General features: G+C 57.7%; 18 protein-coding genes and 1 pseudogene. 6 read left to right on the top strand and 13 right to left on the bottom strand.

Annotated features, from left to right (window positions below; all coding sequences use genetic code 11):
* Positions 1-21: 21 nt before the first annotated feature.
* The 3 genes from AB3X96_RS36875 to AB3X96_RS36865 are packed head-to-tail and all read right to left on the bottom strand — an operon-like array spanning position 22 to position 3,205.
* Complete coding sequence (locus tag AB3X96_RS36875) at positions 22-2,541, bottom strand: hypothetical protein (RefSeq protein ID WP_368593600.1); 2,520 nt, start codon at positions 2,539-2,541, stop codon at positions 22-24.
* The gene (locus AB3X96_RS36870) at positions 2,528-2,812 is read right to left on the bottom strand and encodes a VirB3 family type IV secretion system protein (RefSeq protein WP_179741880.1); all 285 of its coding nucleotides are present in this window, start codon (positions 2,810-2,812) and stop codon (positions 2,528-2,530) included. Before AB3X96_RS36870 ends, AB3X96_RS36875 begins: the two co-directional genes overlap by 14 nt.
* A 9-nt stretch (positions 2,813-2,821) precedes the next feature.
* A complete protein-coding gene (locus AB3X96_RS36865) occupies positions 2,822-3,205 on the bottom strand; it encodes a mating pair formation protein (protein ID WP_368593599.1) in 384 nt (127 codons plus the stop codon).
* Between the two features lie 433 nt (positions 3,206-3,638).
* Between AB3X96_RS36865 and AB3X96_RS36860 the strand changes: the two genes are divergently transcribed.
* Positions 3,639-3,926, top strand: a complete 288-nt coding sequence (locus AB3X96_RS36860) for an Arc family DNA-binding protein (RefSeq protein ID WP_368593598.1) — start codon at positions 3,639-3,641, stop codon at positions 3,924-3,926.
* Between the two features lie 71 nt (positions 3,927-3,997).
* Here AB3X96_RS36860 and AB3X96_RS36855 read toward each other — a convergent pair whose 3' ends face one another.
* The 6 genes from AB3X96_RS36855 to AB3X96_RS36830 form a co-directional block, all read right to left on the bottom strand.
* The gene (locus tag AB3X96_RS36855; RefSeq protein WP_368593597.1) at positions 3,998-4,717 is read right to left on the bottom strand and encodes a fatty acid desaturase; all 720 of its coding nucleotides are present in this window, start codon (positions 4,715-4,717) and stop codon (positions 3,998-4,000) included.
* A 238-nt stretch (positions 4,718-4,955) separates the two neighbouring features.
* Entirely contained in the window at positions 4,956-5,675 is a 720-nt protein-coding gene (locus AB3X96_RS36850) for an autoinducer binding domain-containing protein (protein WP_368593596.1), read from the bottom strand.
* A gap of 14 nt (positions 5,676-5,689) precedes the next feature.
* Positions 5,690-5,953 carry a hypothetical protein gene (locus AB3X96_RS36845; protein ID WP_368593595.1) on the bottom strand — a complete coding sequence of 88 codons (264 nt, stop codon included), beginning with the start codon at positions 5,951-5,953 and terminating at the stop codon, positions 5,690-5,692.
* 326 nt (positions 5,954-6,279) lie between these two features.
* On the bottom strand, positions 6,280-7,335 hold the full coding sequence (locus AB3X96_RS36840; RefSeq protein ID WP_368593594.1) for a hypothetical protein: 1,056 nt from the start codon (positions 7,333-7,335) through the stop codon (positions 6,280-6,282).
* Positions 7,336-7,593: 258 nt separating this feature from the next.
* Complete coding sequence (mnmH, locus tag AB3X96_RS36835; protein ID WP_368593593.1) at positions 7,594-8,622, bottom strand: tRNA 2-selenouridine(34) synthase MnmH; 1,029 nt, start codon at positions 8,620-8,622, stop codon at positions 7,594-7,596.
* Between the two features lie 516 nt (positions 8,623-9,138).
* Positions 9,139-10,347, bottom strand: a complete 1,209-nt coding sequence (locus AB3X96_RS36830; protein ID WP_368593592.1) for a replication initiation protein — start codon at positions 10,345-10,347, stop codon at positions 9,139-9,141.
* Positions 10,348-11,328: 981 nt separating this feature from the next.
* On the opposite strand from AB3X96_RS36830, the gene AB3X96_RS36825 reads away from it, so the two are divergent.
* On the top strand, positions 11,329-12,555 hold the full coding sequence (locus AB3X96_RS36825) for a ParA family protein (protein WP_368593591.1): 1,227 nt from the start codon (positions 11,329-11,331) through the stop codon (positions 12,553-12,555).
* Positions 12,552-13,571 (top strand): ParB/RepB/Spo0J family partition protein, encoded by a 1,020-nt coding sequence (locus AB3X96_RS36820; RefSeq protein WP_368593590.1) that lies wholly within the window; start codon positions 12,552-12,554, stop codon positions 13,569-13,571. The genes AB3X96_RS36825 and AB3X96_RS36820 overlap by 4 nt, the downstream gene beginning before the upstream one ends.
* A 343-nt stretch (positions 13,572-13,914) precedes the next feature.
* Here AB3X96_RS36820 and AB3X96_RS36815 read toward each other — a convergent pair whose 3' ends face one another.
* From AB3X96_RS36815 to AB3X96_RS36805, 3 genes are all read right to left on the bottom strand, one after another.
* Entirely contained in the window at positions 13,915-14,511 is a 597-nt protein-coding gene (locus AB3X96_RS36815; RefSeq protein ID WP_368593589.1) for a tyrosine-type recombinase/integrase, read from the bottom strand.
* A 752-nt stretch (positions 14,512-15,263) separates the two neighbouring features.
* Positions 15,264-15,929, bottom strand: coding sequence for a hypothetical protein (locus tag AB3X96_RS36810; RefSeq protein WP_368593588.1), 666 nt, complete (start codon positions 15,927-15,929; stop codon positions 15,264-15,266).
* A 550-nt stretch (positions 15,930-16,479) separates the two neighbouring features.
* Positions 16,480-16,734, bottom strand: a complete 255-nt coding sequence (locus AB3X96_RS36805; RefSeq protein WP_368593587.1) for a hypothetical protein — start codon at positions 16,732-16,734, stop codon at positions 16,480-16,482.
* A gap of 1,304 nt (positions 16,735-18,038) precedes the next feature.
* On the opposite strand from AB3X96_RS36805, the gene AB3X96_RS36800 reads away from it, so the two are divergent.
* Complete coding sequence (locus AB3X96_RS36800) at positions 18,039-18,410, top strand: hypothetical protein (RefSeq protein WP_368593586.1); 372 nt, start codon at positions 18,039-18,041, stop codon at positions 18,408-18,410.
* 306 nt (positions 18,411-18,716) lie between these two features.
* On the opposite strand, the gene AB3X96_RS36795 is transcribed toward AB3X96_RS36800, so the two are convergent.
* Positions 18,717-19,031 carry a hypothetical protein gene (locus tag AB3X96_RS36795; protein WP_368593585.1) on the bottom strand — a complete coding sequence of 105 codons (315 nt, stop codon included), beginning with the start codon at positions 19,029-19,031 and terminating at the stop codon, positions 18,717-18,719.
* 86 nt (positions 19,032-19,117) lie between these two features.
* Between AB3X96_RS36795 and imuA the strand changes: the two genes are divergently transcribed.
* Positions 19,118-19,825, top strand: a complete 708-nt coding sequence (imuA, locus tag AB3X96_RS36790; protein WP_368593584.1) for a translesion DNA synthesis-associated protein ImuA — start codon at positions 19,118-19,120, stop codon at positions 19,823-19,825.
* Positions 19,755-20,151 (top strand): annotated as a pseudogene (locus AB3X96_RS36785) (DNA polymerase Y family protein); the annotation flags it as partial. The gene imuA and the pseudogene AB3X96_RS36785, both read left to right, overlap by 71 nt.

Below are 20,151 nucleotides of genomic sequence, written 5' to 3'. Positions count from 1 at the left end.
AGGTTCGCCTCACCACTCAACTCAAAGGTTGTGCGTCCGTTCAGATAGCGCACGTTTCATGAACACTGGAACCCATCGGCTCGGGTCCGTTGTGCCCAACTCAGCGCGGACACGATTCATCAGCTCAACCGACTTGTCATTCGACGACAGCACGGCCACGAGCTCAGGCATGTCGGACATATCAAACGAGGCGCGTACGCTGACTCCGCTGCCCTTCTTGATAAGTACCTTGTAGTCAGTAGGCGCAGCGCGCTCGATGAATTCGAACTCGCTCTGCGAAAAGTCCAGGTTATCGACGTAGTCCCGTCGATCTGCCTTGTCATTCGCGAAATAGAAGCTCGTCACCGCCTGATTCCTGACGGCCGCCACTGGCCGATAGAGAGCGCTCGGCTCGGGCGTAATGAAGAGCGTCACGCAGTTGCGCCGACGAAATGTCTCGCGATACAACTCGACCTTCTGTTGCCAGAACGGATTGCGAATGTACGTCTGGGCTTCGTCCCACACGATGATCGCGGGCGACCCGTCAAGCGACTGCTCGATACGGTGTGTCAGGTAGTTGAGCAGGATGGGAAGCTCTGGCTTTCCCTCCTTGTCTTTCATGAGCTCCCGCATTTCGTAGCGGTAGTGACGATGCGTTGTCACATCAAGCGTGTCGTGTTCGTTGTCGAAAACCGCAGCATTCGCGCCATCGCCATGCCACACGGCAATCGCCCGATACAGGTCCGAATTCTTCGCGCCGAAACGCCAGGCCAGATTCCTCAGGCGCCGGTCATCGAATTTAGTCTTGCTATCATCGAAGTTGTCATTAACCGCCGTGGCAATGCGTTCGATATCGTCGACCGTAAGCCTGTAGCCGTAGCACGTCGCCATCATCTGCAGCAGCTCGCGCAGCATCGCGCGGTTCCGTTCCGTGTCGGGCATCTTGCAGGGGTTGCCAAGGGAGCGTGACAGGCTGAGTACGATGTCGGCACCGTTCATTGCCTGCATGAACACGGTCGCGCCGTTCTCACGGTCAAACCAGTGCACCCGGGGTTCCACCTTATCGGCCTGACTGGTAACCATCGCGACAAACAACGTCTTGCCCACCCCCGTTTTCGCCGCGAAATTGCCATGCCCGGGCACCATCCCGGCGCGTTCCTCATGAAAGTTCAGGTAGTAGCCGGTCTGACCTTCAGTCGGCAGGACCATGAGGCATTCGCCCCACAGGTTTCCGTCGAAACGCCCTTGCGGAAAGCTGTGCAGCGATGCAAAGGCGGCAAACTGGATCGTCTCCACCTTGCCGACCCGGCCGTTGTGCCGCTTTCTGGCACCCGGTATCTGCGACCAAACGGCGCGCTCCATTCCGGTCGTCTCAACAACCGGTTTCACGCCCCAGCTCTTGAAGCACTCGCCCGTCTTGCCCACGGCATCATCCAGCGCTTCAAGCGCCTTCAGCGCCGCCTCCTGCGAGCGCCCTTCTACCGGCACATGAACGAGGACGCTCATGTGGTGTGTGCCAAGAACCGCCTTGTTGGCAGCCTGTCGCATACGCAGTGCCGTAATTTCCGCAGACATACCGGCAGTCGTCCGGTCGTGCGACAGTCGCGCCTCACTGGTCGACGTCGCCATGCTCGCGTCAAGCTTGTCGATCGGGAAAAACTTCTGCGTGACGATCAATTCGGCGGGCAACCGCTGAAACCGGTCTGCCATCCCGGCGACAGCGCCATCGGGCCAGCGCGACATGGCCAGCACCTGTCCGATGCGGCGATGGTTGAGCCCGTTGATCTCAAAAACGTCTTTCCCCAGGATCGGGTTGCGCCCGAAATGCAGATACGAACTCGCGATCGCCTGGGCCAGGTTGTATGAGTCAGCCAGCACGGGGCCGTCTTCCTGGGTGAGCAGATAGCGGAGGAAACGCGCGATCTCACAACAGGGTCCGATTTCCGTCTCGACGCGCCCCAGCCGGCGAGGGGCGTAGTGTGTCAACGATTTCATCAGCGAGTTGACCTTCTCTTCAAGGTCACGCGCCTGCCGCGACTCCGTTTCAAGCTTGTCGCTGGCGCCGGATGGATTGAACGCATTGAATACGCGATCGAGCCGCCCCACTACCCCGCTGTAGTGCCGGTAGCGCACGATGGCAATATAGATTTCGTGCTGATACAACGACCGCGTCTGAAACCCCGCTTTCAGCTTTTCATTGAGGAAATTCGGAAACCAGTTCGAATACTTGCCGGCTGGCCACCGGTTGGCCTTGCGCCGGATCTCGTACACGTAGATGCCCACATTGCTGTCAGCGATCGACTCCAGCGCGGTGTTCCGCTGATGCTTGTACGCATCGACGCCGGTGTCATCGAGCATTTCCGCGTAGAGACCCTGGAGACGCACAATCTGCACAAGTCCGCTGTCGAGCGAGCGCAACGTATGGCCGTTGTAGTACGCGTTCAGGCCAAAAGGGAGTTCGCGCGAGGCGTGCAGATCAGCCACATCATCCTTGTCTGACTCGCTCCGCTGAACGAATGGCGACGCGCCGAAATGCCGATCAAGAAAGTCACCGAGGGGCATAGGTCTTCGCTCCGCCCCAGTATTTGAGGCTACGTGGCTTTGCCGTCGCGCCAAAGCTCTGATACGCGACCGAGAACGCGAACATGTCTTTCGCGGTAATCAGATAGGAGCCGATGACCAGAAAGGGCACGGCGAGCATCACCGGCCACCATTTGAGGAACATGAAGACAACCGCGGGCAATACGAACGAGCCGAGGAACAGCTCAGCCAGGCAGCCCCATATCATCCAGGGTTGCACCATGCCTTTCGGGATTTCGTGTACTTCACGCATGACCTCACCTCAGATCTGCGAGGAAGCGACCGAAGCCGCATAGCGGACGATGGAAGGGACCGCGAAGAATACAAATGAGCAGATAACCGCGATCACGGCACCCTTCATCGGAATCCAACCCTTCGGCACCCCGAGGACACAGATGCCGAGAATCGCCATGAAGACATAGGGACCCGCGTCGACGAACAACCAGCTAACGAAGTCGCGAACCAAGCCAGTGCCTGTGCTGTAATCCATCGCATAGGCGTATTCGGGGAACAGCGCAGCAACGAACAACAGGGCTAGCGTGACCGCCGACTTTGTTTGCGAGCGAGTCAGCGAGGGTGGCTTGCTAAGCAAGAAGTGCTGAATTGCAGGGGCGGGCGTGACCGCGCCTATAATGGCGGTAGCCATAGTTAGTCCTCACAGGGTTGCGAAATGGTTAGGTTGGTGTCAGTGTTGGTAGCATCGACATCAACCGCTCGTATCGCTCTCCGGGTACCATCAACAACCTGGCCGAATCGCGATGCGAGCCGAATTAATCTCCTTCTGACACCTCCTCGTGTCGCGACGTTGGCGACGCCGGCGCATTCGATGCGCATCCCTTGCAGACCGCCTCATCTTCTAGTTCGGCCCGACGAGTACGCAGCTCAACAACCAGCTGCGCATTTTTCGACCGCGCCTCCTGCTTTGCTCGCTCGATGAGCCACTCATTTAGCTCTCGGGGGAGTCGACACTGCGAGCGAACGATGTCACCCATTCCCTCTCCTCTAGTGCTTTTTAGTCACTATTGTATAGTGACACTGTGTCACTATATTCCAGCGCCACCATAGTGTCAAATGTCACTATGAAAGACAGCTACCGCTCACAATTCCGGCTACCGTGGTCCCTCTACTACCAGTTGAAGGAATCCGCCACGAAGAATCGGCGCCCACTCAACGCTGAGCTGGTCGCTCGTTTGGAGTCGACCTATCCCCAGCTCAGCGTTCGCGACGATACAGATGTCGACGAAATGCGTGAAACCGTCACTACAATGTCTCTCGCCGAGCTCATGACCCCAGACGAGATAACGATGTTCGCCGAACGCATGCTCGCTATTGCCGCACGCAAGCGCACTACTAAGACAACACCGTAGTGACACTTTCCGGCAGATGGTGTGACGAATTCAAGAGGCCTACTTAGCCTTGCTACCGCCAGCGTTTTGTGCTAGTCGTTTGCGTTTGACAGCCTATGGTTCATGACCGAGAACCAGAGCGGTGGAATTAACGCCAGACCGAACATGTGCAGATAGCCGCCAGGAAGCGCTCTCCCGGTGTGAACCAGGCGATCATAGGTACGCGTCTGCTCTAAATGGTGGTGAGTGTGAAGACCGTTATTTACGAATAACCGGTTGGACAGCCAGAAATTAACATCCCACGCGACCTGATTTTCCAATTCATCAGGACTGCCACACAGGCCATAGTGCTGCAGATAGCCAACCGTTTCTACGACGAAAATGGAGACTATGCCTTGCCCGACGTAGAATACGACCCCATGCCAGCCGGCGAACCACGCGAAAAGAGCCGCTACCGCTACGCTGACCAGGACGATTTGCAGGAGCCGGCTTTCCCTCCAACCGCTAGCCTGGCGCACCTCGTAAGCGATAGCGGATCTCAGCGCCGAGAAAAAGGAACGGCCGACGTGACACCAAACCGACAGGCCAACATGGGCCGTTGAGCCGAATCGCGGATCGCCGACGTGACCATGGTGGAGTTGATGTACGACTCGGTAGTGAGGGTATCCAGCGACGGCTAGCGCAACGTCGGAGATCAACTTGGACCGACGCCCGCCCCGGTGCAATACCTCATGAATGTGCGCCATCGCAAAAGCACTCAACACCCCGGAGGCAATCACCAGTCCGGCAAACTCCAGCGGTCTCGCGCTCATCGCTCTTTCGAGGGCAACAAGCATCGCGACGCCCCACACGCAAATGTAAGTGACCGGAACCACGGGCCCGATCGGCGCTTGGCTTGCCCTCTGGTTTGTGCCCCCCACGTCCTGCCCGATAAGCGCGTCAGCGGCGGGAACCACCGCAACCAAGAGCAGCAAAAACGTCCAAGGATGCCGGCAAGAGAACAATGCCGCCGCAGTCGCTGGTAGTAGCGTCGATAGCCAGAACCCGCCCTTACTGTTGTGCAAAGATGTCATTTTCTTCCGCAAACCGCACCGCCGCGGTAATGTGCGAAACACCAATCTTTTCGTTGATCCGCCGGAACTGCCTATAGACAGTTGTGGAAGACACATTCAACTCGTCGGCGATCGCACCCGCATTGAAGCCAGATCTGACGAATCCAATCAACTGTACGTCCTGGTGCGAAAGGCCGCATTTTCTGATCGCATCTTCTCGCACTGCTCGCGATGACCAATCGAGAAGCTCCAGTGCCAAGGCCCGGAAAAACGCTCTCCCCTCCCTGAGTTTCGGCTCACCTTCCTCGGGCTTCGTGCTCGAGCCGAGGTAGAGAGCTCCAATCCGCCCTTTCTCGCTAGCGTGTGCAGGAATGAGGAATGTGCTGAAAAACCCGTGTTCCGCGGCCACTTCAAGCATCCGCTTTTGCCCAGCAGTCCGGACTGGCAACTCCGATCCCAACACTGGCGCCGTGTTCGATCGTGCGTAATCGAGACAAGGGTCCGTCAGATACCATCGGTTCGCGTTGTACAGTTGACACCATTCAGGGCGACATCCGATCAGGAATCGATGGGTGGAACGACTAGCTGAATGATCCGTAGGATGCAACGAAACGAACACAAACCATTCGGCCCCCTTCGATCGGATCGCGTCTCTAACAAGCGGTATCAACTCCAATTCATCCGCTGCGTTTATAACGGCATCAAAGCTCAGTTCCATTACGATCGATCCGTCTAGATTACGTCACTAACCCCATCCGCCCAGACAAGGTTTCGCACTTCCATATAAATTGCCCGCATCACCGAATGATGTGGGTCCGAAAGCACGAACTTTTCAAACTCGCCTTTTGATGAAACCGGCAAAATCTGAACCAGCATCAGTTCGTCACCCTGAATCAGATACCTTTCCGCAATGAAACCGCTTGGCACCTGATAGAGGCGAATGCCCACCTTCTCGACATCGGCGCTAACAGCTCGCTCATAGACAAGGTTCTTCATAATCCTCGCCTTCGATCTCGGGGCGATGTCCACACGCACGACACGTCCTATTCTTGACTTCATGCTCAGACAGAGACGAAATCACATTGTCTGCCACACATCTTTCGCACTCGAAGATCGACACGAGAAATTCCGCGTGGCAGACTTCGCACCTCATCCGATGGACGTCGTTTTCCTGCAAGACTTCCCATCCATCATCGCCGTGATTGGCCCCACAAGAGGGGCACACAATGCTGATACAGTCGCTCATAATTCCCAATCCAACAAATCTCATCACTCCGGCGAATCGCCCGGCCACTTCCTGCGCCCGAGTGCAACGCCAGCCTTCACCCAGCCCGAGCCCGTGCTGGATACGTATCGCGCGGTCGACTCGAACGCAGTCTTTGCACGTAATTGACGAACCGGTCTATCTCAGACTCGGCCATCCCGAGCCACGCGAATCGTATGGTCCCGGGCTCCCACGGGAAAATTAATTCGCGATCGATGCCGTGATGTTCGAGATACTGAAAGAACACGGACAGGTCATCGTCCTGCAGCTGCTTCAGCCACGTTCGCAGGCGCTGCAACTCCTCGCCAGTCAACTCCGCCGGCGACGTGTTTAGAACGCTCAATGCGAAACGAGTTGGGCAAGGCTCTCGCGGGACGTAGTAAAGATCGCAGTGGTCCTGGTGCGCTGTGCGGGGATCGGCGCCCAGTATGGGTAACGAAAGCCCCTGTTCCTTTGCATCCTTGGCGCGCTGAACCCACGGCCGATCGTCAGGGGATGTTGGCCAAATGCGTTTCAGGTCATCAGCCCGGTACTTCTCGCGGGACTCCCAGATCTCACGCAGCTCGCAGTACTCTCTCGATTGAGAGATCCGGTAAGCCGCATCGACAAGCGGGCTGTCGTGCCAGTGAGCGAGCGGCCTGGTGCGTTCCGTTGCATACATTCGCTGATGGTCATCTTCCAGATTGACGCCCGACTCTTCGAACAGTCGGCGAAATAGAATCAGTGATTTGCGGAAATACTGGGATGCGCCATCTGACTGCGCATACAGGCGTTCGGGAAATGTTTGAGCGTTATCCGGTGCGACATGGCCATTAGCCGCGTCTGTAATGCCGGTGACAAGCCAGAAAGCATAGTGCGGGAAAAGACGCGCCAGCGCCTCGATCATGTCTGGCGTGGGTCGTTGTCGACGATGAAACACCTTACGCCAGCGCTGAACGGAAATACGGGTGTATTCCGTCAGCCGCTCCAAATAACCGCGACCAGGCTCGGGCCTCGGGAGCAGAGTACCGAACGCCCTGCGCAATGCCCCCTCTGGCCTTTCGTCTTCACCTGGCGCGAGGCGTGCCTGCTCATTCAGGAGCAAGATCATGCGGTCTTCGATCGTCGTGGTCATATTCCGAAGCAATCCCAATCAGTCAATCTGTCCCGATTAGATCAATTCATAAGATATGACCATACCCGTCCTCCCTTGGCCTCCACCAATTCAGTTACAAACGGAAACACGAAGAAAGGTACCAACCGGTACAACGCGGAAATTTTTCTGCGCGCTATGTTTCTTGCATGGAAGATATGGAAAATATGCCCTATCCCACCCGTTTCGCGTGTGGTTTTGCGCCGAAGCAGCGGCTCTAGCGAACTTGAGATAAGGGCCTTAGCCGAAGCGCTCAATGAGCGCAAGCGCTACGGCGCGGAGACTGTCTGGTGACAGTTCCGGCAACTCAATGACGGGCGCATCTTCAAGTGCAGGGTAACTGCGCCTAGTCGAACGCGCATAGGTGGGATCGTAGTGAGCGGCCATGACTCGCTCGAACAACTCGGGTATTCGCCGTGATCTGGCCATTTCCTGCCACACCTCGAACTCTTTTCCTCCGACATGGCTCCGTAGAAAGGCGAGCTTTGATACGAAGGCATCGGGATCTTGCTCAAAATGGTGATAGTCCTCTCGCCACAATATGACTCGCTCGGCCATCGGCGCTTTCACGCAGACAAGCTTGCCCTTCTTATGCATCGTTTCGAGCAGCGCTGGCGGTAGCTGTACGTTGCCAATCTTCTTGCTCTCTGCTTCCACCCACACCGGGCGACCGGGCGAGAAGGTACAAAGCTTCTGTTGCAGCAGGCTATCAAAGTATTTCTGCGTCGGCTGCGGCGTACCGGGTATCGCACCAATGACCGAGCCCCGGTGAGATGCGAGCGCCTCCAGATTCAACACCTGCGCGCCGGCGGCTTCGAGTTGATCTAGCAGGCGAGTTTTTCCACAACCAGTCGAGCCTGACAGGACCACATACGAGAGCTCGCGCGGCAGCGTTGCCAGTTGCTCGTTTACCCAACGTCTATAGCCCTTCCAGCCACCAGGCAGGCGGTCCACCTTATAGCCGATCGTATCGAGAGCATCAAACCAAAGGCGACTGCGCTTTCCGCCGCGAAAGCAATACACAAGCACCCGGCCATGACGTGGGCGGCCCGCAATTACGGTGTCAAGGTGACGCGAAATGTTTTTCAGCGAATAGGAAACGCCGATCAGATAGGCCCGCATTTTGTCGGTCCGATGCAGGGTGCCGACCTCGGCGTATTCGTCATTGCTGACTACGGGTAGGTTGATCGCCCCAGGGATGTGGTCTACGGCGTATTCGCGTTCGCTACGCGCGTCGATGATAAGATCGTAATCTTCGAATCGGTACATGCCCACCTATCCTGTAACTTTTGGCGTACGGCTAATGTACTCTATGCTGACCGGTTGGGACTCAACGCATCGAGAGATTAAGCGCTCACGATGTCGTTGTACTGAAGGCCTCCCGCGAATATCGGGCGGCTTCAAGGATTCCCTAGATTACCCGCGAACGCTCAAACAAACAGAGGGAATGGCACCGCCCGCATAGTTGGTGCAGCGTGGACGAAAAACCTCGCAGGCAGGGTCAGGAGAGTCGTTGGTGTCGTCCTGCACGACCGTCTCGTAGTCCTGTCGCCCGTAGAGAATGCCGATCGCAGAGACCTGCTCCCTTCGACGTCGAAAACTATCTCTATTCTCTTGCCGTATTCCGTGGCGCGCAGGCCCTCGCGAATGTCATCCATTGGATTCCCACGATGCGGAAACGTCCGCAACTCTTCGTAGTACGTAGTGATTGCGTTGGTATAGCGTTCCGCGGTCACCGGCTAGGCCGCGGCCGCAACCTAGCGATACAGCTCGAGCAGCGCGGAATTACTCCGCCGCGCCCGCGATCTTGGCGCGTAACCATGAGGTATAAGCCGTTCGCTCCAAGGCGTTCTTGAATGTCCCAGTTTCGGGCTGGTAAGTGTTTCCCTTGCCTCCCTCTGCCATGTATTCGCCGGCGAACTTTTGCTTCTCCTCAAGCGTCAACGATTTGATTTTCGCAGTCGTCCGGCGCGAACGGTCTTCAGCAGAAGTATCGTTCTCGGCAACTGCGGGGTGTATTAAAGTCGATTCGGTCTGCCCATTTCGCTGAGACCCCGCTTCGATGCGAGCGCCCTTCTCGAATACGGTCCTTGCGTAGCCCCCAGCATTTCCGCGAATCTGTTTGCTTTTCGCCTTCGCTTCGACATAAATGGCTGTCTGTAACGCTCGATCCGGTTCCTGCTGAATCCAACTTATAGCCAGCCTGTCTCCGACTCCAAGGAGAGTGAGTCGCTTGAATGCTTCGGAGCCCCGAATAGATTTTTGCTCTTCATCCTCCTGGTTGTCGTACATGGACTTTTGAGGATTATCTTCGACTAGGAAGCGTATCTGGACGACGCGTCTTGCCTCTCGCTTGTACTCCGGAGACACGATAATGTTCGAGACCTGATTGATCTCTTTAACGGCCTTTTTGATCACTTCGGCGGAAAAATGTTTGAACTCATCGTACATACTTGCATCTGCGCCGAGCAGCCGACGCCATGTTTCCACCGAGATCCACCCCGTCGATCCCGTTCGCTTGAATCGAAGACAGTTCTCGTAAAGGGCAAGCGCGTAGCCTCCGCTGAACTGCCGCTGAACGTTGATGTTGATGAGGGTGTAGATATCAGGATTCGCGAGCTTCCCGGCGAGCCAGTCGCTGTACTCGTAGGAGCAAATGCCATTCTTGATGCCGGCGTATGCGATGAGCGGCGACGCTTCCCAGTCCGTTTTTCCGCCATCGTGCAAAAGGTCGAACGAGATTGGTGTTGACATTACCTTCAGCAACGCACGCTTCAATGCATCGTGATTCTTGCTGTCGAAACCCAACATTGTACAAAGGATGCCCACTGGCAACGTGTGGCGCTTCTTCGTGAGTAGATCGTCAAACGCGTTGAGTAGCAGGACGTTGACGATCTTGCGCTCGAGCAACGACAGTTCACCGCTGACGTGAACTGTCGCAACGTGCTTTTTCAGTTCGCTAGGCGGAAGACCGAGCGGCTTAATGTTGGGCATGCACTCTCCATAAGACTTTCCGGATTCTAGGAGCTAAAAGTCATGCCGGCAACCGTCTCATACTGACTTTTGTTGTATTTCCGTTTGACGTTCCCCATGAACCCTGACCTTTCCGGAACGGATTGCGAACATCGGGAAAGGTCAGGGTTTGTGGGGACGCCCATTGCGGCAGCGAAAAGTCATATTTTGTGGGTAGCTTTCGGCAGGTGAGGAATCGAAAGGTCATGGTTTGTGGGGACCTTTGCCGATGTGGGTGACGGAAACGGTAAAAGTCAGGGTTTGTGGGGCGAGACGATCCTGTGGGCCAGCGGGATCTGGCTTCGGTATATCGCATGACGCCCTTCAAGGCTGTGACCGCGGGTCATGAAAGGTCAGGGTATGTGGGGAGAACTGAGTTCCGCGCATAACAGCGGCCCCACCGCCCCATACACCATGACCTTTGCGAGGGGGGGAAAATTAGAAAATGTAGGCCAATCAATAACTTGCTCTACGCACATGCGATCGCCCCATAGACCCTGACCCAACCCCATGAACCATGACCCTTCGCCCCATGAAAGCTGACCTAAAGGTCCTGCATCTACCCATAAACCCTGACCGACCGCCCCATAGAATATGACCTGACCTCCTGCAAACCCTTGCCTGGCAAGCATCCGACGGACGTAAACGTTTTTAAAGTCGTTGTTTCTTAAAGAACAACAAACAGGTGTTGTTTCTCGGACGGTTGGTTAAAGCAGAAAACCAGCGGTTCAACTCCCTCCGAAGGTCCGTCGATATATTGACGATCTAACGTGGTTTCTAGGAAAAGCCCGTCATGCTCCGGCACACGGGACTCGTAGGAGTTGGCAAATTGTCACGTATCACTTGCGCTCACCCCGATTAACCACTAAGCTTCCGCGAAATTCAACATCGGATGCTGCTTTCAGTTCTCTGTGTTGAATAAAACATGTGACGGTGGTCGTTACATCGATAAGGGAGCCGTTGATGAACACAGCAGTCCGACGGGCTGAAAAGCCACAAATGTCGATAAAGCTCAAGCATGCACCGAAGCCGATGCCACTCAGCGCAATCAAATCGATTGCGGATAACGCCAGTGGAATGCTCGTAGATGTTCGCGAAAGCATGCTCGCCCCTCACCCGCGCAAGAATCCCCCCGTGTTTACGACAGCTCAGGTCGGCGACTTGTGCCGGATTGACAGGCAACGCATGCATTATTTGTCGAGAACGGAGTCGGGCCTGCCTCAAGGCACGCTCCGGCATAGTCGTAGCCGGGAATTTACTCTCTCTGAGGCGCGCGTGTGGATTGACCGCATTGGCCCCTATTTGAAGCGGCCGACGGGAGTCAATGGGAAGAAGATCGCGATTGGCAACTTCAAGGGTGGAGTTAGTAAAACCACCACCGCCATGACGCTTGCACAAGGCCTTTCTTTGTTTGGTCGCAGAGTCTTGCTCGTCGATCTCGACCCTCAGGCGTCACTTTCGGCGCTTCACGGCATCTTGGCAGACAGTGAAGTCTCGGATGAGCAAACCGTGCTTCCCTTGATCTATGGCGATGAGGAAGACCTTCAATATGCGGTTCAGTCGACTTACTGGGACGGCGTGGATCTCATTCCGGCGAGTGCGGCATTGTTTGGTGCGGAATTCTTTCTACCCTTCAAGCAGTCGAAGGATCAGTCATTCCAGTTTTGGAATGTGCTGAACAGGGGGCTCGAGCCACTCTTGCCTGAGTACGACGTTGTCATCATTGATACGCCCCCTGCCCTGTCCTACTTGACCATCAACGCTTTCATGGCCGCAGACGGACTTATTGTCCCCACGCCACCGAGTGCGCTCGACTATGCGTCGTCGACACAGTTTTGGAATTTATTTTCTGATCTGTCCGAAAGCATGCAGCAAGTCGCGCCCGAGCTCGTCAAGAGCTTTGACTTTATTCACGTGCTGTTAGCCAAAGTCGATCAGAGTCAAGCCGCGACGCCGATCGTGCGTGACTGGATTAACAAGACCTACGAAGGTCTCGTTCTCCCGATAGAGATTCCCACGACGGCGGTTACTCAAACGGCCGCCGCCGAATTTGGCACGGTATACGACATCTCGCGTTACCAAGGAAGCTTGAAAACTTATCAGCGCGCGAGAGAGGCGTACGATCGATTCGCAGAAATCGTCGATCAGCAACTCGTCGCACTCTGGAACGTACATCAGGAGGCCGAATGAGCATCAAAAACAGTCTTGCCGCAAAGTCTGCCACGATTGGAACACTGCCGCGGGCCCCGAAAAGCAACGAAGACGCGCCGGGCAGGCCGAAGACAGCACCAGGTCAATTGATGGCCTCACTGCCCTTGCTCGCGGAAAAGGAAAAGGAACTACAGGTCGCGATCAAACGCATTGAAGAGCTTGAGTCGAACGGCAGTGCGTATTCGGAAGAGGTGGAAATATCGACCCTCGTGGAGGTGCCCGGCCGCCGACGCGTGTTATCACAACAAGAGTACGGTGAACTTCGCGCAAATCTCGAAGCTAACCCTCTTATTCACCCGATCGTATTCCGACCTCTGAGCGACGGTCGGAATGAGATCATTTCCGGGAACAACCGGGTAGCTATCTACCGGGACGATCTGAAGCGAACCAAAATCCGAGCGGTGCCTTTTACCGGAAGCGACACAGAGGTTGAGCTGGGAGCCGCGTTTTCAAATCTGCTTGCGCCATCGCTTCCTGATTTTGAAAAGTATCGACAATTTCAGCGCATTCAAGAAAATCTGGGTCTCACACAGGCGGACATAATCCGAGCGTCCGGCCTAGCGCAGAGCCACGTTGCACGAATTCTCGCGTTCGAGAATCTTCCCGTGGCAGCCAAGACGATGATTGCGGCAAAGCCGCATCGACTTGGCGGTACCGCGGCGGCCAAGCTTGCCGCTTTGGCCCAGCAAGGGCACGAAGAAGCGGTCACAAGGGCGATCAAGGCGTTGATGGATTCGGACGAAATGACTCAGGAAAGGGCACTGGCGCTCGCGACTCCGGTTCGCCCGAAAGCTCCGCGGCCGACCGCGACCACCATTACTGTGGGTCGGAAGAAGTATTGCGACGTTACTGTGCGAAGCGGAGTGATCGGCTTAAGGTTTTCGGGTAAGGACGGCGAAGCGCTGGCGGAAGAGTGGAGTGAGCGAATCGCAAGCTTCATTCGTAGCGAATTGGACCGTCAAGGCGATCCACCATCCAATTTGGATGTCCAGTAAAATCAATAGCTTAGGCGGAAGTCCAGAAAGTAGGGGCGCGCCATCCAAATTGGATGTCCCACAAAATCAGTAACTTATGCGGAAACTGCGGTCGCCCGTGCAGACGCATCCATGCTCCTCGCTCGGCTAGCCTGTGGCATCGCACCCCGATTGCATCATTTATACGACGGCCGCCATCCGCCTGAGCCTTATTTGCTGCACTAGACCGAAACACGCTGGGTGCGCTGCGCGTCAGTCAGTCTTGACTGTCAGCCCTTTGCAATGACAAAACACCTCAATCAACGCCAGATCATGGTGCCCACAAACCATGACCTTTCGTGGCGAGGCGGACGGTGAGTGGGACTCAACAGACCATGCGGGGCAGTCGTTTTGCAGCAGGAAATAGCTCCCTCTGCATCGTTCCCATGAACCATGACTTTTGAGTCTCGCAGATGAATCCGGTGGCCGCAGTGGCGATCCACGCGGTGGACGGCGGCAGGAAGTGCTCCGTAGCTTGCCGAAATCGTGCTTTCGCTGTGAGCCGTTCCAACCCCGAGAGCGCCCGTCTTTGCGGCCTAGTCATTGGCAGGATCTGTTGTTCAGCCCGATTGACCGCTATCGTGCAGGTCACCGTTGCTAGCGGTCGTCGCGCGTTGAGCAGTTGAGGTGGACGCGAGCATAGTGCTGGGTGGCGAGTGCGGGGGCAGCCCTGTCGTTGGAAATAGCCGAACGCCTCGTGCAGCAGCCGTTGCTTTTCCGCCTGCAGATAGATTGTTGTTGTCTGAAGGGACGCATGGCCGGGAATGCGCCGAACGACATCCAGTGGCACATCGTGGGCGCCTGCCTGAGTGCCGAACATGTGCCGGACCGCATGCGGAGAGGTACCCGCCAGCGACTTCAATTCATCGGCGGTCAGATCCGGCATCCACGAAATGAACCGTTTTTGCGCCGATTCCATCATCGTGTTGATGGAGTCGGGATGGTAGGGTGGAGGCTTCCGTCCGCATGCTTTTTCCGGGCGTACCTAGTTCTAGGAATAAACGTTGGGGCCAGCGGTCGGTCTCCCATCCCGGCATTTAAGTCGAGGCAGAGCTCGCGTGAGTGCGACCGCTGTCAGCGTGCACGGTCGCCGTGCTGACAGGCATAATCCGCTCCCGGCTACGCTTGCCGGTCGTGCACAGTTGCCAGATCGTAATCCCATCGTCGTTGAGCAATGCAGGTGACATTTCTCCGTGGCGAGGATTAGCCCAATACCTCGCGCCGAAGCCCAGAGTTGCCGCCCAGCAACAGGGCGACCCGCACGGCCTGCCAGTACGCGGCCTCCGGTGCCTCGCATGAAGATCCGAATGCGACGCCACAAGGTGGCGGGCGAGGCGCGGCCGACCTTCATCACGTCGATCCACTGGACAATGAGATGATAGGTCACGCCATCCCGCGGGTTAGCGGCGAGGTGTCGCATCTTCACCTGCCGGGCAAAGGCGGCACGCGCACTGCATACTTCTGCGTCTCACCGCTCAAAACTGCAGACGCGAAAGGCCGCCACCGGCCCGCTTCGCGGGACCTCGTCGGATCCACGGACGACGGACGGACATTCCGAGGAAATCTTTGTGTGCCGCGCAGTCGTCGACCAACGATGAACTGATTGGCTCACGTATGCTGACCGCCACAGCAAAGAGCGTTCGAGTACCTTCGTGTAGGCGCGCACGGCCTCGATCATCTCGCGGCGATGTACGGAATGGTGGTGCACCGGTCGGTTCCGTTTATGCCGGAGAGTGCGTGCCTGACGGGCCATGCGCTTGAGCGACACAGGCCCGCGCGACGGACCCTCGATAAACCCACGCTCGCTGGCGGCGCCGCAAAGTGATCGTCGACCGCAATATCTGCGTAGGCGCACCCGTCGTGCGCGACCGGTCCCGATGCGCGGTACAGCACGCTACCAGCTGCCGTCGCGCAACTTGCGAGAAGTCGACAAGATCGGCGACGGTGCCGATGCACCCGGCCTTTAGGCACCCAGCCAGCATCGGCCCGCCGCGTTCCCCGCCTGCGTTTGCGCGATGGCGCGCGCGCAGTCGCCTGTTCGACCATTTTTAGGCTGTGCGCCGTCAGCCGGAAGCTGTCGTGGGCTTTAGTCGAAGCCTTCAGGTGTCCAGCCAGCACGGGGGAGGCATGCACAATCGCCAGTTCCATCCGATACACCTGCATACGCCGCGGGTACGACTCTACCCAGCCCGCGGTGGGTTCGTTGCCGTTCTCATCTTGGGCGAAGTACAGGCGTGCGATGGTGGCGGGCGCTGTGCGCCGCGCAAAGGCGCGCAGCATCGGAATGTCGCTGCGCGCGTAGGCCCGCGTGAGGGTGATGGCGTGGCGCTGGTTAGCCATGCTGTTATCCGGGCATGTTCAAATAATTCGGTGCACTCAATTGCCGCTGCAGCCAAGCGTCGTCGGCCAGCGCGTGCGCGACGGGCGGGGTAACTCGCTGCCACCTGCACCGAAATGCATCGTCGGCCGACGGGCTTAACCACATGCCCATTCGGGTGCGGAGTTCCGCCTGTGGGGTAAGTTTTGTCAGTGTGAGCGACGCGCGAAAAATGGAAAAAATGCACGTCGCGGCCTGAAACCAAGCCGAGCAGGGCGCGTCCGCTTCTCGCACCGTTCGAGTCGCCCGACACGTGGACGGTTTCCCCTCGCGTGATTGCGTCGCGATTCAGTTGCGCCGATGGGGCATACACATCCTGGCTCTGACATTGACCTTGCGAATATCGAGCGGCCTTCTGCCGTGACCGCTGTTTCGCGCCCGCCGCTCGCGAGCACACGGCGGCGCCTAGCCGGTGCATACCATTACCGCAGCGTACTGCGCATCCGATGGAGTGCAGCCGTAGATCGCCCGTAGCTTCCGGTGCCGCAAAGCATGTTGTGTCGACGTCTGACTTTATCCGAGTGAGCGTGTCATCGCCCCACCGGTGTCATGCAGTCGCATCTGCAAGGTCTCCCAGCTTGTGGCTTCGCGAGCGAAGTTCCGATGATCGAGCGCGACAATCGCAGCGGCGGGAACGTAGAGATAGCGCCGACGCGGCGCGTTTATGGCGAGTGCTTCCAATTGCAGCACGACTTCGCGCGGCAGTCCCACCTCTTGATCCAGTGCAGGATGGCCCGAGATTGTGGTGGCCGCCTTGATTTGCTGCATGGCAGTCTCCGAGCACCGAAGGATGATGCCACGATCTATGTCGAACTGCCTCGCGCTACGGGGGCTGGATTCGGACTCCGAAATAAATGTTCCGCGAGAGAAAAAACCGTGGAGCCTCACTCGTGAAACAGGCGGACAAACAGGCCGATACTTGCAAGGCATTGTTTCACTGAGCTTATTTATGTTCGCCGCAGAAATGTTTCACGACAATCGGTCAACATCGGGCTTGCGACGGGCTCTGTGGGCGGCAATTTGACGTGCCGGGAGTGGTCTGCCTCGCCGCGGGTGGGTGTTGTAGTGAATGATACATTGTTTGTGGTGTTTTTTACGCCGAAGCCGGGCGACGGCGCACACCCTAACAGCGGAACGGGTAGCAGGGCGATTGCGCAGTCTCAACCAGCCACGACAGCACGCACGGTATCGCCGGGCTGCGTTTTTTACCAGAACTTTAGCATTGCGTTGAGGGTTCGGGGCGGCTTGGTCAACGGGAAGGAGCGGGCAGAATGGCATGGCCCCACAGCATGTAGCCCTTATATTGCTCGCTTTGCGTCAGCGTTCGACCTCGACCTCTGCGCGACGCCCACCTACGCGAAGTACATTGCCCTCAGGCGTGATCTGACGGGGAATGTCGTCGTAGCGTGGCTCTCCCGTGCGGTGCCCGACCGCGGCGACGGATGCCTGTGGGCCGGGCGCTGCCGCAACGACGCGGTGCTGCAGCTGGCTACGCCCGGTTCGCATACTCGCGCGCCGATGCTTCGGTGCCTTGCGGACCGGTTGTACCCGCTGCGTGTCGCCTCGCGCCTCAGGCGGATTCCACACTTCAACGTACCGGGCGCCAGCAAACGCGGGAAAAGCGATCGCCAGAAGGAACATGCCGTACCTGATTACCGTGCCCATCCTTTCTCCGATTCAAAGACGCTGCCATTGGACACTTGGTGCGTGCTCGCCCACGCACGCTCACGGGAGCCCGTTGCGGTGTCCGCCAATCTTCTCACGGCTGGATTACACGACCGTGCGCTCCTGCGCCGTAGGTCCCGTTCATTCGCCGCGCCGGCGTCGTCCTCCGGATAAGGTCTGCTCCAGTAGCACGGACTATCGCGGAAAGACGACGGACGGGGAGGGGCTCGCGACGCCAGAATCGCCGATCACGGGGAAGACCTCGCTAGAATAGCCGCACTGTCACACCTACATTTTCAGACAACATGAGTTCCAGGCGAGGCGGAGCAGGTGTTTCGCGGCCACGAAAGCACCTCACCAAAGCGATGTTATTGCCGATGGACCAGGCGTCGGCGCGGGAGCAATCATTGACCTCCCATCTTGCCCTGGTTGCCTGCCGCGACGGTCACGGCAACGGGCATCTGTTTAACGAGCTGATCCGAACCGTGTACCTCGCATGGTTTCTCCAGCAGGACGGTTACGGAAGCGAACCGGTTGGGCGGTTCAAGGCGGCAGAATACGCCGTGGAAGCGGCGCTGAAACTGGCCCATGCGGCAAACGAGTGGGTGCTCGCGAAAGACGCTGTTCCCGCTTTTGAGAGCCTGCTGGCGTTGCACGATGCGCAGCTCGCCGCCGTACCCCTGCACAAGATAATCAGCGCAGAACGCCGCCTCAGGCAATTCCTCGCCGGCACCGCGAGGTCACCTGTTCCGGACGTCGATCCGGATGGAATGTCATAGCAGCCTTTGCGGGCGGTCGCAAAAGGATTGCAGAGATCAATTCAGGATAACTGATCGTTCAGGGTTATCTTCACCCCGGAAAGCGATGTGCACGCTTTCTGTGCCTGCCGCGATCGATGCGCTGTCGCCGCATGAACCGAGGTGCTACGGATGCGCATTGGGATCGATACCCCTGGAGGCTTGTGCGCAGCACTGACCCTGTGTGGGCAGTCGCGCGAGCTTCTGGCGGATTCCAGATTTCCGTGTAGGTGCCAACCGCAGCCGTCGACGCAAGTGCCGCCATTAAAACGCCCGGTCCGATTTGCTTCACACGTTCTCCTTGCCTGCCTGCCGTTGCAGCCACTCCGTGCAACCTACACCCTGTCCGACGCATCGGGCATCACAGCCGGGACAGTAATACCGGTCGCGTACGTCTGCGTTGACGCGCCACACATTGTCGTTCGCCGGACTTGCGGTGCCAACGGTTCGACCATTTTCACAGGCGTAAAACGTCGCCTCACCGGCTTTGCCACGCCGGACCGCATCGTCGACACATGCGTCGCCGAAGGCATCACGCATGTCTGCCATGAACGCCGCCATCTCCGGCATTGGATGGCCATCCTTCCGAACGCGAGCATCCATGTTCAGCCCCCGATTAAAAGTGCCTGTTCACTATCCTAGAATTGCGTGTAGCATACTGTATAAATATACAGGCTTTTTGATGCACCATGCCCACCGCTACCGTTCCGGCTGAAGAAATACACCCGTCCCTGTGGCGGGCTTCCCAGCTCGCGCGTGGCCGTGAGCGGGTCGTGGAAACGGGCTACCCGGCGCTGTCCGCCGAGTTGCCTGGAGGCGGCTGGCCGGTCGGCGCGCTCGTCGACCTGCTGGTGCAGCAAGCCGGCGTGGGTGAACTCCGGTTGTTGCGTCCCGCGCTCAGTGCCGCCGGGGAGCGGCCGGTAGTATTTGTCCAGCCACCGCATACCCCAGATGGACTGGGCCTGAGCTACATCGGCCTCTCCATCGGGCAGGTGCTGCGGGTGAAGGCGCAGAAAACCGCGGATGCGCTCTGGTCGGCGGAGCAGATTCTGCGAGCCCGAAGCTGCAGCGCACTGATTTTCTGGACGCAGTACGCACAGGCGTCATCGCTTCGACGCCTGCACCTTGCGGCGCAGTCATCCGAAACACTTTTCGTGATGGTCAGGCCTCTTGCCGCAGCGCAGGACTCATCGCCGGCGCTGCTGAGGCTGGCTTTGAGACCATCAGCCGACGGGTTGACTGTCGACATTGTTAAACGACGAGGGCCCTCCCGCGCAGAGCCTCTATCGATTCCGCTTCAACCAACCCCAGTTCTGCTTTCCCGACATGCGCGTCTTTCTCGCCGTTCATCTGCCTACGCTTCAGCTAGAGGTATTCCGACCGAAGTGGTCGCCTGAGCCGCCTCAGGGCAGTGCTGTGCTCGAGAAAGACAAGGTGGTCATTGCCGACAGTGCGGCGCGCGCGGCTGGTATTCGCCTCGGCATGAAGCGTGGCGGGGTGCTAACCCTGTCACCCGAGACAGAGATGCACGAGCGCGATGTGGGCCGCGAGAGCGCGGCGCAGCGCGAGGTCGGCATCGCGCTAGTGCGTTTCTCTGTAAGCGGTCAATTAACGACGCCCATCAGAGTTGTTGAACAGGGCAATAGACTTACCGCAGTTCGGCGGGCATGCACCAGGGAAGAAGCGCGGCGTAGTCGTCGACGGTCTGCGCGAGCGGTAGGCA

The organism is Paraburkholderia sp. BR13439 (genome assembly GCF_040948805.1).
GTDB classification, from domain to species: domain Bacteria; phylum Pseudomonadota; class Gammaproteobacteria; order Burkholderiales; family Burkholderiaceae; genus Paraburkholderia; species Paraburkholderia youngii.
This window is presented reverse-complemented; position numbering and strand designations above follow the sequence as displayed.